This window comes from Streptomyces atroolivaceus (genome assembly GCF_000717025.1).
GTDB lineage: Bacteria > Actinomycetota > Actinomycetes > Streptomycetales > Streptomycetaceae > Streptomyces > Streptomyces atroolivaceus.
Map to the genome: position 1 here is coordinate 672988 of NZ_JNXG01000001.1, position 14853 is coordinate 687840.

A 14853-nucleotide genomic window follows, 5' to 3' on the forward strand; every position below is an offset into this window, starting at 1 on the left:
CGGTCAGTGCGGCGGTGCGGGCTCGATGTTCTGGTTTGCGTGGAAGAGGTTGTGCGGGTCGTAGACCCCCTTGACCTCGGAGAGCCGGTCGTAGTGGCCGCGGTAGGTGGCCCTGACGCGGTCCCGCGACTCGCCGGTGCCGAGGAAGTTCACGTAGCCGCCGCCCATGGAGTGCGGGTGCAGCGCCTCCCAGTAGCCGACCGCCCACTCCCGCAGCGCTGCCGCGTTGGCCGGGTCGGGGTCGATGCCGGCGATGACGCCGGACCAGAGGGCGTCGCGGTAGGCCCAGGCCGTGTCGTCGGGACCGACCCGGCCGGCGGCCCCGTCGACCGGGTACAGGTGCATGGTCGACAGGCCGGTGGGGAGCTTCTCCGCGAAGGAGGCGTGCACGTCGACGGCGTCGTCCGTGACCTGGTCGAAGAAGTCGCCGCGCCAGTACCACTGGAGACCGGCCGGCATCAGTGCGTCGAACATGGACTGAAGGGCCGGGTAGGGCATCGGCGTCGTGAAGTGGAAGGCGGGCGGACCCGGTTCGTTCACCACGGCGAGGGTCTCCGCCAGGGAGTCCGGCTCCGCCGTCGAGGACCAGACGACTCCGCACATCTTCTGCCCGTGGATCTCCTCGGGGAAGGGCGGGCCGGGCGGGACGGTCAGGGAGGCGAAGAAGCCGTACAGGTCGTCCGGCGCCTGCGGCAGGAAGTCGCGGTACCAGCGGATGACCTCGTGGAAGAGCTCCAGGGGCCACAGCGTGATGGCGACTCCCACGGTGTCCACCGGGTGCAGCTCGAAATCGAACGACGTGACCACGCCGAAGTTGCCGCCGCCGCCCCGCAGCGCCCAGAACAGGTCGGCGTGCTCGCTCGGGTTCGCGGTGACGAAGCTGCCGTCGGCGAGGACCACGTCCGCGGAGACCAGGTTGTCCGCCGACAGGCCGTACTTGCGCGTGAGGTAACCGTGACCGCCGCCGAGGGTGAGACCGCCGATCCCGGTCGTGGACATGATCCCTGCCGGGGTGGCGAGGCCGAACGCGTGGGTGGCGTGGTCGAAGTCACCCAGCGTCGCGCCGCCGTCGGCCTGGGCGGTCTGGGTCGCCGGGTCGACCCGCACGCCGCGCATGGGGGAGAGGTCGAGGGTGACCGCGTCGTCCGAGAGGCCGAGGCCGGGCCCGCTGTGCCCGCCGCCCCGGACGGCCACATCCAGGCCGTGCTCGCGGACGAAGGCGAGGGCCGCCATGACGTCCGCCGCGTCGCGACACTTGACGACCGCCGCCGGCCTCTTGTCGATCATGGCGTTGTAGACGGCACGGGCCTGCCCGTACTCCTGGTCGTCCGGTCCGATGACGGGCCCGCGCAGAGCGGTTCTCATCGTGTCGAGCAGCGTGCCGTCCATGGTCGTCTCCTAGCGCGTGTGCGCCCGGCCTCCCCTGGCACCATCGGATCGGGTGAGGCTGCTGGGCCGGCGCCGACACCTGGAGATGCCGCGCAGACGGGACCGAACACCGAAAGGCTTGCTCCTCCAGCGTCCCGCCGCTCCGGGAGCCCCGCAATCGCGGGACGCCGTGCCCCGGTCGCGTCCGTTCCGGTCCGCCGTCCGGTCCGGCAAGGGTGACAGGTCCGGTGCGGCGGGGGCAGGTCCGGTGCGGCAGGGGCAGGGGCAGGGGCAGGGGCAGGTCCGGTCTGGCGGGCAGGTCCCGTGCGGGGCACGGTGTGGGTTCATCCCTGCCGCGTGGCGGCCGGGTCCTCCTGCGGCGGCACGGGAAGGCGCTGAGCCGCCCCCTTGCGCAGATGCACCATGAGCCCGATGCATCCCGCGGCGAATCCGCTGATCAGACCCGATATCCCGTGGTTGAGCGCGTTGACGGAGGCACTCTCGGGCATACCGATGACCAGGTAGTTGACGGCGGCGCTGATCACCGAGCCGAACGCGGCGCCGAGAACGCCGCTGACGAGTGACACGCGCAGGGGAGACGGCGCGGCTGTGCCTGTCAACTGCGCTGCGCGCACCCAGTGTTGACCATTCAGGCCGGTGCCGAGGGGCTGCGCGGCGGTCCGAGGGCGGGGGAGCGGCGGCGGTGAGTGGTCGGAGCACCGTCCCGGATGGCGTAGAGTTGCAATCACAACGGCGCGGGGTGGAGCAGCTCGGTAGCTCGCTGGGCTCATAACCCAGAGGTCGCAGGTTCAAATCCTGTCCCCGCTACTGAAGACAGAGGCCCGGATCCTTTCGAGGATCCGGGCCTCTGTCGTATGCGTTGCCCAGGCCGTCCGTGCCGTCCGATCTCGGTGCGGGGTGAAGGCGCGTGCCGGGTGACCGGCCCAGGAGGCGCACGTAGCCGGTCTCCGCCCCAGGAGGAACTACGATCGGTACGGAGACGGAATCGCCGTCTTCTCACGGGATGCACCGACGATTCACACGCAGCACCGGCACTCCGGCTGACCTCCGGAGGACGGCGCTCCGGCGCGCTCCTCCCTTCGGCCGATGGCGAGTCGCCACTCGGCGCGGCTCCGGCCGGTCCGGGTGGGGCGCGGTACCGTCCGCAGCCGTGGGTGGACCGGGCAGGAGTGCACAGGTGGGGAAGCGGGACGGACGGCGACGGGGCGTTGCGGGGAACGTCCGTTCCCGGCGGTTCGTGCGTGCGCTGCCCGCTCTGATGATCGGTGCGGGTGTGGTCTTCGACCTGGTGACGCCGCCCGAGGTCACCGCCGTTCCGCTCTTCGCCGCCGCTCCGCTGATCGCCGCCCCGTTCTTCTCGCTGGCCAGTACCGTCCGGGTCGGGGTGGCCGCGATCCTCGTCGTGCTCGCCATCCGGGTCTCGGACGGCACACTCGCGAAGGTCGTCCCCGTCACCGACCTGCTCACCCTGGTCACCGTCGCCGCGCTGTCCCTGGTCATCAACCGCGTCGTACGCCGCGGGAACGAGCAGCTGGCCTCGGCCAGGGTCATCGCGGAGACCGCGATGCGCGCGGTGCTCCCGACGCCCGATGACCGGATCGGCGGGCTGCTGGTCGCGGCGCGGTACGAGGCGGCCCAGGCGGACGAGTTCGTCGGCGGCGACCTGTTCGCCGTCGCGGACACGCCGTACGGGGTGCGTCTGGTCGTCGGGGACGTACGGGGCAAGGGTCTGGACGCGGTGGCGGCCGTGGCCGTCGTGATCGGGGCCTTCCGGGAGGCCGCCGAGCAGGAGCTGTCCCTGGAGGGCGTGGTCCAGCGGCTGGAGCGGGCCCTGGCCCGTGAGGGCTCGCGGCGGGGCGGGCTCGATTCCATGGAGGGGTTCGTGACCGCCGTCCTCGCGGAGATCCCGGCCGGCTCGGACACGCTGCGGGTCGTCAACCGCGGTCACCCCGAGCCGCTCGTGCTGCACGCGGACGGCGCTCTGGACGTGCTGGCGCCGACCGCGCCTGCCCTGCCGCTCGGGATGGGGCTGGGCGCGTGGCCGGACCGGTCCGACGAGTGGACGCTGCCGGCCGGGGCGATGTTCCTGGCGTTCACCGACGGCCTGTCCGAGGCACGGGACGCGAAGGGTGTCTTCTACGACCCGGCGGCCCGGCTGCGCGGCCGGCTCTTCCCGGGGCCCGACGAACTGCTGTCCGCGCTCACCGATGACGTACGGCTGCACACCGGCGGCCGGTCGACGGACGACCTGGCGCTGCTCGCGGTCGGACGGCCGGCGCGAGGGCAGCAGGAGCGGCGGACGACGGTGAAGATCGTGCGGCGGGACAGTGAATGACCGGTCGCGACGGTAGGTAGTCGAAGGACCCCGCTCCGCATAACATTTGACACAACGTCAGAAACTGCTGGCTGAATGAGGGGTGCTCAACTCGCCCGTTTGCGCCCGTTTGAACCCTGAAAGTCCAGGCCAGAGTGATGAACGATCTGTGGGAACAGCTTGGAATCGGACCCGGTCGTCTATTAACGTTCGATAACGCAGCGCGGTTGTACCTGTCGTCGCAAGAGGCGGCACCGTGCGCAGCGCCGAATTCCGCAAGGGAACCGGGGAACCACCTACATGGGGTGAATCGGACACCTGTGTCTCGCGCGAGACGAAGGGGTCCGTAGGAGACCTTCCTGCTCCGAACCCGTCAGCTAACCCGGTAGGCGAGAAGGAAGGAAAGGAGTGCGCCCACGTGGCGTCCAATCAGCCTGCCCCCGAGGCACCGTCATCCTTCAGGACCGGCAGCTTCGGTGATGAGGACAGGACGTGGGAGGAATGGAACCCCACCGAGGAGTCCATCCGCCCCGTACGCGGCCGGCACCGCGTAGCCAAGCAGCGCGGTCTCGCCCGTAGCTCCACCGTCCTCGGCGTCGGCGTCATCGCGGCCGTCGGTGCGGGTGGCATGGCCACCGCGCAGAGCAAGCCGCCGGTCTCCATCTCCCTTCCCGACTCCATCGCGGACAGTCTTCCCGATGCCAAGTCCCTTCCCGGCGTGGGCGCGTTCATGTCCGGCGACGCGGATTCGGACCACGAGACGGTCGCCGCCTCCTCCCCGCTCACCACCGCGGGCATCACCGCAGCCGAGGCCGAGCAGGGCAGCACCGACGCCGGCGAGGCGCTGCGCGCCCGCATCCTCCAGCAGGCCGAGCAGCAGCAGGCCGGAGCCGAGGCCGAGGCCAAGGCGGCGCAGGAGCAGGCAGCGGTCGAGGCCGCCGCGGCTCAGGCGGCGAAGCAGCAGAGCAAGGCAGAGGCCGAGGCCGCCGCCGAGAAGAAGGCAGCGGAAGAGGCGGCGAAGAAGAAGGCGGAAGCCGAGCGCCTCGCCAAGCTCGCCGCCAGCTACGCGGTCCCGACCTCGTCGTACTACATCAGTTCGGCCTTCGGCCAGGCCGGTTCGATGTGGTCCTCCGGTCACCACACCGGGCTGGACTTCGCGGCCCCGACCGGCACTCCGGTCAAGGCCGTGCACAGCGGCACGGTGAAGTCGGCCGGCTACTCCGGTTCGTACGGCTACCGCACGGTCCTGGAGCTCGATGACGGCACCGAGGTCTGGTACTGCCACCAGTCCTCGATGGACGTGACCGCCGGTCAGAGGGTCACCACCGGCCAGACCATCGGCCGCGTCGGCGCGACCGGCAACGTGACGGGCGCTCACCTGCACCTGGAGATCCACACCCCGGACGGCACGGGCATCGACCCGATGAGCTGGCTGCGCGGCAAGGGCCTCACGATCTGAGCCCCCGGGGCTTCCGTGCGATCGGCGCGGAGGACCCCAGCCCTTTCCGCGAGGTCCCGCCGTACGCCCGGATGGCCGGGCGGACCTTCGCGGAATCGGCCGGTGCCGGCATCCGGCGCACCAGTACCCCGGCGGCCCTGACGCACGACCCCCCGACGTCAGGGCCGCCGGTCCGTCCCGGCGCGCTCCTGAGGGCGGTCGGCTCCGTGGACCGGAATAGTTGCCTCAGCCGACCGGTTGTCCCCAGGTATGACATCTCTGCGCCCGCTCGGTTCCTCGAGCCTTCAGGTCTTTCCCCTCGCTCTCGGCGGCAACGTCTTCGGCTGGACGGCCGACGAGGACCGGACCTTCGCCGTCCTCGACGGCTACGTGGCGGCCGGCGGCAACTTCATCGACACCGCCGACTCGTACTCCGCCTGGGCCCCGGGCAACGAGGGCGGTGAGTCGGAGACCCTCATCGGCAAGTGGCTGGCGTCCCGCTCCCGCCGCGACGATGTCGTCATCGCCACCAAGGTCGGCGCCCACCCCGCGTACAAGGGACTCTCGCCCACCACCGTCAAGGAGGCGGCCGAGGCGTCGCTCCGCCGGCTCGGCACCGACCACATCGACCTCTACTACACGCACTTCGACGACGAGAGCGTCCCCGTCGAGGAGATCATCACCGCTCTCGACCAGCTGGTGAAGGCCGGCACGGTGCGGGAGATCGCCGCCTCAAACATCAGCCCCGAGCGGCTCCAGGCCTCCCTCGACTTCTCCGAGCGTGAGGGCCTGGCCCGCTACGTCGCACTGCAGCCGCACTACAACCTCGTCTCGCGCGACACCTATGAGGGTGCGCTCCAGGACACGGCCGCCCGTGCGGGGCTCGCCGCCGTCCCGTACTTCGCCCTCGCCTCGGGCTTCCTCACGGGTAAGTACCGTGCGGGTGCCTCGGTCGAGAGCGCGCGGGCCGAGGGCGCGGGCAAGCACCTGGAGACCGAGCGCGGACGCAAGGTGCTCGCGGCGCTCGACAGGATCGCCCAGGAGCACGACGCCGAGATCGCCACGGTCGCACTCGCGTGGCTCGCGTCCCGGCCGACCGTGGCCGCGCCGATCGCCTCCGCGCGTACGGTCGAGCAGCTGCCCGCACTCGTGGCTGTGGCCGGCCTGCGGCTGACCGGGCAGGACCTGGCGGAGCTCACCGAAGCCTCTGCCTGAAGCGTCTAGGCGGGCGGTGTGCGGCGCCCGCCGTCGTCCATGTACGGGTTGTGACCGCCGTAATGCCGGTGCGGTGCGGGGAGCTGCTGCGGAGGCGGGCCGCCGTGGGGGAACTGGCGCGGGAACGGGGGCGGCGCAGGCCGGTGGGCGCGGAGCCGGCCCGTCGCGTGTGCCGCGTAGGTGAGGGCCGGGCCCGCGATGTCCCGGCGGTGCCAGAGGTGGTGCAGCAACTCCTGCTCGCGGAGGGCGAAGTCGGGGCCGGCGCCGTCGTGCCGGGCCCTCCGGCGGAGCATGGCCAGGGAGGTCGCGAAGGACTCGTACTCCGCGACGGCGCGGGCCGCGGCCCTTCCGCGTGCGCGGTCGGGGTGGCTGTTCCAGTGCCTGGCCATGTCCCGCGCCATCCCCCGCGCCCGCATCGAGGCCAGCGCGAGCGGCTCGGCGGGGGTCAGCCAGCCGGCCGCCGCGTACACCGGCAGCTCGGTGGATAGCGTGCGCAGCTCCCTCTGGCGCGACCAGATGGCCAGCCAGGTCACCAGGCCGAAGGACGGCACCATGAACACGCCGTACACGAGGTAGAAGCCGTACGGCCCGAAGGACGACGAGCCGTTCCACAGGGCGTGCATGCCCATGGCGAGGACGAGTCCGAGCAGTGGCAGGACGATCCGGCGCACCCGGTGGCGCGCCCCGCCGAGTGCCGCGAGGCCGAAGCCGATGCCGGACAGCACCGTGAACAGGGGGTGCGCGAACGGCGACATCACCACGCGTACGAAGAACGTCCCCGCGGTCACCGAGGCGAAGCCCGTGGTCCCGAGCTGCTGGTCCTCCCCGAAGGCGTTGCCCAGGTAGAGGATGTTCTCGGTGAAGGCGAAGCCGGTCGCCGTGAAGCCCGCGACCACGATGCCGTCGACGATCCCGCCGAACTGCCGTCTGCGGAAGAGGAAGATCAGCAGGACCGCGACGGCCTTCGCGATCTCCTCGACGACCGGGGCGACGACCGTGGCCCCGAGGGTGTCGGCGCTCGACGGATCCGCGGTGGCCGTCGCTATCCACCGGGTGGCGAAGGTGTTGGCGATGATCGCCACGAGTGCGGCGGCACACGCACCCCAGGAGAAGGCGAACAGCAGATTCCGCCACGGGCCCGGCTCGACCCGGTCGAGCCAGCGGAACGCCGCCATCAGCAGGGGCACCGGAAGCACGGCCAGCCCCAGGCCCACCAGGAAGCCCTCGGTGCCGGTCTGTTCGCGCACGAGGGCCAGGATCACCAGACCGCACAGCGCGAGCACCGTGATCAGCGCACCGGCGCGGAACGCCTTGCTGCGCCAGACCATGCCGACGCGGCGGGGCCGGTAACGCCACTGGCCTCGCTCCGGGACGGCGCCCAGGTACTCGTCGAGCTGCTGCTCCTCGAGAACCGGGACGGCCGGCTGCTGGTGCTGCACGGACCCCTGGGACACCCGACGACCCTAACGAGGGGGACCGACACCTGGCCACGCCGCGGGGTGCGGGGCGCCGGGCGTTGGCCGATCAGCGACGGGTGAACAGCACGTCGTGCACGCAGTGGCCCTTGTCCAGCCCCTGGCCCTCGAAGCGCGTCAGAGGACGGAAGGCGGGCCGGGGCGCGTAGCCGCCGTCCGCCTGGGTGTTCTCGAACAGGGGGTGCGCCGTCAGGACTTCCAGCATCTGCTCCGCGTACGGCTCCCAGTCCGTCGCGCAGTGGACGACCGCGCCCGGCTTCAGCCGCTGCGCCACCAGGTCGAGGAACTCCGTCTGGATCAGACGCCGCTTGTGGTGGCGCTTCTTGGGCCACGGGTCGGGGAAGTACACCCGGAGCCCGTCCAGAGCGGCCGGCGCCAGCATCTCGCGGAGCAGGATGATCGCGTCGCCGTTGGCGACGCGGACGTTGGACAGCCCCGCCCGGTCCGCGAGGCCCAGCAGATTGCCCTGGCCGGGGGTGTGCACATCGACGGCCAGAATCCCGGTGTCCGGGTCGTCGGCCGCCATCTGGGCCGTGGCCTCGCCCATACCGAAGCCGATCTCCAGGACAACCGGGAGGCCGTCGAACAGGGTGGGGAGATCGATCACGCCGCGGCCGTCGATGTCCAGGCCCCACTTGGGCCACAGCCGCTGAAGGGCGTCCTCCTGGCCGGCGGTCACCCGGCTGCGGCGGGGCTGGAAGCTGCGGATCCGGCGCTCGTGGTGCGAGCCCGCCGGGTCGGCCGCAGGTCCGCCGGGGAAGCGGGGTTCCTGACGGAGCCTGCGCTGGCGCTCGAAGGAGGCGGCGCGTCGTGCTGCCGCGTCGGCGTCGGCGTCCGTCTCCGCGCGGGGGGCGGTCGCGGGCGCTGCTTCCGGCGCGGTCGCGGGCGCGGCCTCCGGGGCGTGGCCGGGCTCTTCCGGGGCGGGGCCGGGCGTCTCTGGGGTGGGGTTCACAGGCTCAGACACAATGACCCGATTCTACGGCGGGAGGCGTCCACCCCGTCGCGCGAGCTCGCTGCAGGGCCCGTCGCGCCACCTCCCTCCCGATGGGCAGGGACGCGGTGGCCGCGGGAGAGGGGGCGTTCAGCACGTGCACGGTGTGCGGGGCGTCCCGGATCAGGAAGTCGTCCACGAGTGTGCCGTCCCGCAGGACCGCCTGGGCCCTGACCCCCGCGGGGGAGGGCCGCAGATCGGCCTCCGTCACCTCCGGAAGCAGCCGCTGGACGGCCCGGGTGAACGCGCTCTTCGACAGCGACCGGTGCACCTCGCCCGCCCCGTACCGCCAGTGCCGCCGGGCGATCCGCCAGGAGCCTGGCCAGGCCAGGGTGGCGGCCAGCTCACGAGGGTGGACGACCGTCGGGCCGTATCCCTCGCGGGCCAGTGCCGGTACGGCGTTGGGCCCGACGTGGACCGTGCCGTCGACACCCCGGGTCAGATGCACCCCGAGGAAGGGGAAGGCCGGGTCCGGCACCGGATAGACGAGCCCGCGCACCAGCTCCGGCCTGGCCAGCTCGTAGTACTCCCCGCGGAACGGCACGATGCGTGCCCCCGGGTCGTCACCGGCGAGCCGTGCCACCCGGTCGCTGTGCAGTCCGGCGCAGTTGACGAGCACCCGGGCCCTGACCACCTGGCCGTCCGACGTGCGCACCGCGACGCCCCACGGGCGCCGGTCGACGGCGACGACCTCCGCGCCGTAGCGGATCTGCCCGCCCGAGGCGCTGACCTCGGCGGCGAACCTGACGGCCACCGCGGTGAAGTCGCACACCCCCGTCGTCCCGACCCGGATCGCCGCGACCCCGCGCACCTCTGGTTCGTACTCCGCGATCTGGGCGGGGCCGAACTCCCGCACCGGCAGGCCGTGCGCACGGCCGCGCTGGACCAGGGCGTGCAGCCGGGGCAGCTCGCCCCTGCTGGTCGCGACGATCAGCTTGCCCGTCACCGCGTGGGCGATGCCGTGTTCCGCGCAGAAGTCCACCAGCTCGGCGGCGCCGCGCACCGCGTAGCGCGCCTTGAGCGAGCCCGGCGGGTAGTAGATGCCGCTGTGGATCACCCCGCTGTTGCGCCCCGTCTGGTGCCGGGCCGGGCCCCACTCCTTCTCCAGCACCGTGACCCGGGTGCCCGGTGCGGTGCGCGTGATCGCGTACGCGGTCGACAGACCGACGATTCCGCCACCGATCACCAGCACATCGCAGTCGTACGCCGCGTGCGTCATCATCACGCCACCTCCCACCCCGATAGTGCACTGACCCACTGACAACGGGCTCAAACCAGGGACGGCGTGTGCGTGGCGGGAAGGTCCGCTCCCGAATGCGGAGCAACCAGGGCGTACCGGTGGTCCCTACGCCGGGGCCACGAGAAGCGGACGGGCCCGTTCCCGTAGCTCGGCCACGCGGGGCTCGTCCCCGTACGGCTCCAGGCGGTGCAGCAGGTCGCGCACGTACTCGGTGGTGCGCGCCGAGGAGATGCGTCCCGCCACCTCCACCGCCCGCGTCCCCGCCGCGCAGGCCGCGTCGAGATTGCCCGATTCCAGCTCGGCGACCGCGGAGACGACGAGCCGCAGCCCGTGGGAGCGGACGAACTCGTCGGTCGGTTTCGACAGCGCCTGCTCCGTGAAGCGCCGCACCTGGCGGGGAGCCTTCAGATCGCGGTAGCACTCCGCGGCGTCCGCGGCGAACCGGTCGTACGAGTAGAACCCGAGCCACGCCGGGTCGGAGTCGCCGGCCCGGGAGCGCTCCAGCCAGCTCTCGGCGGCACGGAGTGCGGCCCCCGCGGCCGGTGCGTCGCCGGCCTTGGCATGGGCCCGCGCCTCCACGAGCCGGAAGAAGCTCATGGTCCGCGCGGTGGCGAGGCCGCGATTGCGTTCGACCGCCGCCTGCGCGAGGTCCACGCCCTCGTCGGCGAAGCCCCGGTAGGTCGCCTGCAGGGACATCGACGCCAGCACGTAACCGCCCAGCGGCACGTCGGCGGCGGCGCGGGCCAGGCGCAGCGCCTGGATGTAGTAGCGCTGGGCCGCTTCCTGCTGGCCGGTGTCGAAGGCCATCCACCCGGCCAGCCGGGTCAGCTCGGCGGAGGCCCCGAAGAGCGCCCTGCCCACCTCGTCGCTGTACGAGCCCAGCAGAAGCGGTGCCGCGTCGACCCGTAAGCACTCCGGGACCATGGAGGAGCGCCAGTCGCCTCCGCCGTACTTGGAGTCCCACCGGCGCGCGTCCTGGGCGGCCTCGCGCAGCTTGGTGACGTCACTGTGGCCGACGCGCAGCAGCGACACGTCGGGTGCGGTGTCCGGGCCCGGCTGGACCGGCACCCCGCCCCGCGCCCCGGGTGCGCCCTCCGGGCCGAGGATCGCGGCCTGGGCGGCGGTCGGGTCCCGCGCCACCGACGGATCGGCGGGGGTTATGAGCCAGCGGGACGCGGGGGTCGCATAGGCGCTCACCGCGAAGGAACCGGCCAGGGACTGCCAGATCCCACCGCCGCCCCGGCGGCCCGCCAGATCCAGCCGGTACAGATCCGTCGCCGACCGCACCGCCTCGCCCACGTCGCGGGGGAAGGCCAGACCGACCTCGGGGGCCGGATCGGCGTCGGCGAGCCCGATCTCGTGCAGCGGGACAGGACGGCCGAGTTTGGCCCCTATCGCCGCCGCGATGAGATGGGGCGCCGCGCCCTGCGGCACCATGCCCTTGGCGACCCACCGGGCCACCGACGTCTTGTCGTAACGAAGTGTCAGACCGCGCTGCGCTCCGAGGTCGTTGACCCGCCGGGCGAGCCCGGCGTTGCTGATTCCCGCGAGGGCGAGAACCGTGCCGAGCTTCTCGTTCGGCCCGCGTTGCTCCCTGGACATGCGCCACCCCTCGACACACAGACGGCCGCCGCGTCACCGTCAGGCGCGCGGCATTCGTACCGTGTTCTCCCCAGGTACGGTCCCGGGCACTCCGGCCGCACACGCATTTGGCCGAGCCCCGTGGAATATGCCGCCCTGCTGAGAACATCGGTAAACCCAGCGTAGTTCGCCGCATCCCCACCGTTAAGGGGCAGACCTCCGTATGGCGGGAATGTTGTCCGTGCGGTGCGGGGCGTGGGTGCCGTGCTCCTGACGTGTGGCCGTGCGCCCGGCCGTGCGCTCTGGCCCGGCCGGTGCGCAAGCGCTTCGATGAGTCCTGCGTGGGTCGGCCCGCCGAACTGGACTCGGCGGGCTGGGGGAGACCGCCGCCCCAATCCCCGCGGGCGGCGAACCGGTCCGGGAGGTGACGAACACCTCCCGGACTGTGCGCCGCACGGGCGGGGTGCCGAAAGGCCGACGTGTGGGCCGGCGCACCGGGGGGATGCGCCGGGCCCACACGTCACCGCGCCTCCACGGGCCGTCCCGGGGTGCTGTCGCGGGCCCGCGCGAGTGCTGTCCGTGACCCGGCGAGGCCGTGTGTTCCGCACCCTCGGCGGGCCGGCGGGAGCGAAACGCGCGGTTCCGTCGCGATCGGAAAATGGCCGAATAGCGCCGGTCGGACCGAGCGTTGCGAAGCCGCCCGACTATGGCTGGATTACGCCTGTTCGGCAGCCGGGCCGAGGCCTGGCCTCGTTAGGTGCCGGCCGTCGCAACTCCCGGAAGGGCCGCTTCCGTTGCCGGGGAATCCGTGGTGCGGTGGCCAGGCCTTTGCCAGGGGCGCATGCGCATCCGGTGTGCGCCGCCCGTACCCCCTCCAGGGCGCCGTTGTCGTGGCAGCATGTCCCGCGACGGCGTTCCCGTGTCCTGGTGCGCCGGTTCGTCCACAGCCTGTGGAGGCGGCGATGCGTTGGTTGGTGGGGTGGAGCAGTATCGCCGCGAGCTTCGGCACCGTGGGCGCTGTCGGCCACCACGGGGACGGGCACACCGTCCAGCCGGTGGGTTCCCAACTCCTGTGGGGGGACCCGGACCCGCTCTGGGCCGTGGGCGACTGGCGCCCTGACGAGATCCGCATCATCACGGTCGCTACCCCCGAGGGGGCGCCCACCACCCGCCTCGCCGTCCTCGGCTGCTGCGGGGCCACCGACGAGCAGCTCCGCGTCGGTCTGCTGGCAGCCCGCGGCGGGGCGCTGCGCCATCTCACCGCCTGGTCCGGCAGTTACACGGCCGTCGTGCAGATCGGCCGCCGCATCACCGTCGCCGGAGACCTCGCCGGAGCCCGCCCCGTCTTCCACACCCCCTGGGCCAACGGCACCGCGTACGCCACCGCCGCCCTCCCGCTCGCCGACCTCATCGAGGCACAGCTGGACATCGGCCACCTGGCCGCGCTGCTGGCCTGCCCCGAGACCCCGGAGGCTCTGGGCGACGGCACACCGTACGCGGGGGTGAAGCGGATCCCGCCCGGCCACGCGCTGATCCTCCGGGAGGGCTCACGCGAGATCACCGGGTACGAGGCGGTGGCCTCACTCGCGGTGGCGGCCGCCCAGACCGATCCGGTGAGCGCCGTCGAAGGAGTACGGGACGCGCTCGTCGAAGCCGTACGCGCACGGCTCACGGCCCCCCGGCACGCCCCGGAGACGCTCCCGGCCGACCCCGGCCCCGTTCCCGGCATGGGACCCGCCGAGCGCCGCGCGGCCCGCGGGGCGCCCGTCCCCGGCATCGGCGCCGACCTCTCCGGAGGCAGCGCCTCCGCCACGCTCGCCCTGCTGGCCGCAGGACTGCCCGGGCTGCCGGGCACAGTGCTGGGCCACGGCACGGGGGCGGGCGAACGGCTCCTCGCCGTCACCTTCAACGACCTCTCCGCCCAGGGCAACGAGGACGAGCTGGAGCGCGCCCGGGTCATCGCGGCCAACCCCCGCCTGCACCATGTGGTCGTGGCGGCGGGCGAGGAGGCCCTGCCGTACGCGTCGCTGGAGAGCGGCCCGCTCACCGACGAGCCGTCCCCCTCGCTCGTCGTCGGCGAACGGCACCGCCGCCGACTGGCCGCGGGCAGCGCCGACCACTTCGTCGGCCACGGCGCCCGGCAGGTCCTCGACGCCCACCCCGCACGGCTGGCCGACCTCCTCATGGACCGGCGCAGACGCCACCTCCTGCGGCCCGTCGCCGCGCTCGCCAGGGCCGAAGGGCCCTCCACGCACTCCCTCTTCGTCCCCCTCGCCGTCTACCGGGCCGCCCGCAGGCTGGCCCGTACGTCGTACCGCACCGGGCTCGAGACCGCGGCGTCCCTGCTGCCCGAGGCGAACCGGGACGCCCCCGGCCTCGACACCCCCGCCGACGCCTCCCTCGCCTCCCTCACCTGGTCCCGGCCCGGGCCGGCCGCCCGCTGGCTCACCGGGGAGGCGCTCGCGGAAGTATCGGTTCGCCTCCAGGAGGCGGCGATCCGACCCGCGTCGGTCCAGCGCCCGGGGGAGGCCAGGGCACGGGCAGCACTGGCCAGGCACGCGGCCGACCAGCGGATCCTGGAGCAGGCCGCGGAGATCCGCAGCCAGCGGCTGCACGCCCCCTACCTCGACAACCAGGTCGTACGGGCCGCCCGTGCCCTCCCGGAGTCGCTGCGGGTCCAGCCGGGCGCCCGGGCCGCGATCCTGCGCCGGGTCCTCGCGGGCGCCGGCATCCACGACCTGCCGCCCGGCTGGGGCGCCCCGTCACAGGCCACGTCGACCGCGGCCGGACGCATCGGCCTGCGGGCCGCGCTTCCGGACCTGATCGCCCTCTTCGACGCCCCGCTGCTCGCCGACGCGGGTCTGATCGAGGCACGCGTCGTACGCAAGGCGCTGCGCGCGGCCTCCGAGGGCGAACCCCTCCCCCTGGACGGGCTGGCCGAGCTGGCGTCCACGGAACTCTGGCTCCGGCGTCTGGTCACCCGCCGGGGCACCTGCTGGACCGGCACGGCGGCCCCACGGCAACGGGCGGTCGCGGGGGGCGTCGTCCCGGCCCGCCGGACCCTGCAGGCGTAGCGGCCGCTGCACACCGCAGGCGTGGCGGCCCGCTGCACACCGCAGGCGTGGCGGCCCGCCGCACACCGCAGGGGCGGGGCCGGCCGCGCCGGCGGGTGCGGGGCCGACCGCACGCTTGAAGGGGCGGACGGGCGCC

At 73.1% G+C, this 14853-nt stretch carries 10 protein-coding genes, 1 tRNA gene and 1 riboswitch; of the genes, 5 read left to right on the forward strand and 6 right to left on the reverse strand.

Annotated elements, in window-relative coordinates:
- Positions 1-3: 3 nt before the first annotated feature.
- Together OO67_RS03010 and OO67_RS03015 are read right to left on the reverse strand one after the other, a co-directional pair.
- A complete protein-coding gene (locus OO67_RS03010; protein ID WP_033296961.1) occupies positions 4-1389 on the reverse strand; it encodes an FAD-binding oxidoreductase in 1386 nt (461 codons plus the stop codon).
- A gap of 323 nt (positions 1390-1712) precedes the next feature.
- Positions 1713-1955, reverse strand: coding sequence for a hypothetical protein (locus OO67_RS03015; RefSeq protein WP_244300011.1), 243 nt, complete (start codon positions 1953-1955; stop codon positions 1713-1715).
- 167 nt (positions 1956-2122) lie between these two features.
- Between OO67_RS03015 and OO67_RS03020 the strand changes: the two genes are divergently transcribed.
- From OO67_RS03020 to OO67_RS03035, 4 genes are all read left to right on the forward strand, one after another.
- Positions 2123-2196, forward strand: a tRNA-Met gene (locus tag OO67_RS03020).
- A 370-nt stretch (positions 2197-2566) separates the two neighbouring features.
- Positions 2567-3724, forward strand: coding sequence for a PP2C family protein-serine/threonine phosphatase (locus OO67_RS03025; RefSeq protein WP_033296962.1), 1158 nt, complete (start codon positions 2567-2569; stop codon positions 3722-3724).
- A gap of 233 nt (positions 3725-3957) precedes the next feature.
- Positions 3958-4110: riboswitch (cyclic di-AMP (ydaO/yuaA leader) on the forward strand.
- Between the two features lie 11 nt (positions 4111-4121).
- Entirely contained in the window at positions 4122-5162 is a 1041-nt protein-coding gene (locus OO67_RS03030) for a M23 family metallopeptidase (protein ID WP_033296963.1), read from the forward strand.
- A 249-nt stretch (positions 5163-5411) separates the two neighbouring features.
- Positions 5412-6356: an aldo/keto reductase gene (locus OO67_RS03035; RefSeq protein WP_033296964.1), complete on the forward strand. Its 945-nt coding sequence runs from the start codon at positions 5412-5414 to the stop codon at positions 6354-6356.
- A 5-nt stretch (positions 6357-6361) separates the two neighbouring features.
- Here the strand turns inward: OO67_RS03035 and OO67_RS03040 are convergent, their stop codons facing one another.
- From OO67_RS03040 to OO67_RS03055, 4 genes are all read right to left on the reverse strand, one after another.
- Positions 6362-7810, reverse strand: a complete 1449-nt coding sequence (locus OO67_RS03040) for a PrsW family intramembrane metalloprotease (protein WP_033296965.1) — start codon at positions 7808-7810, stop codon at positions 6362-6364.
- A 70-nt stretch (positions 7811-7880) separates the two neighbouring features.
- A complete protein-coding gene (gene trmB, locus OO67_RS03045; RefSeq protein ID WP_033296966.1) occupies positions 7881-8795 on the reverse strand; it encodes a tRNA (guanosine(46)-N7)-methyltransferase TrmB in 915 nt (304 codons plus the stop codon).
- Positions 8788-10044, reverse strand: a complete 1257-nt coding sequence (gene lhgO, locus OO67_RS03050) for an L-2-hydroxyglutarate oxidase (RefSeq protein ID WP_033296967.1) — start codon at positions 10042-10044, stop codon at positions 8788-8790. Before lhgO ends, trmB begins: the two co-directional genes overlap by 8 nt.
- 123 nt (positions 10045-10167) lie before the next feature.
- Entirely contained in the window at positions 10168-11664 is a 1497-nt protein-coding gene (locus OO67_RS03055) for an NsdA family TPR-like regulatory protein (RefSeq protein WP_033296968.1), read from the reverse strand.
- A gap of 941 nt (positions 11665-12605) precedes the next feature.
- Between OO67_RS03055 and OO67_RS03060 the strand changes: the two genes are divergently transcribed.
- Entirely contained in the window at positions 12606-14717 is a 2112-nt protein-coding gene (locus tag OO67_RS03060; protein WP_106972691.1) for an asparagine synthase-related protein, read from the forward strand.
- The last annotated feature ends 136 nt before the right edge of the window (positions 14718-14853 follow it).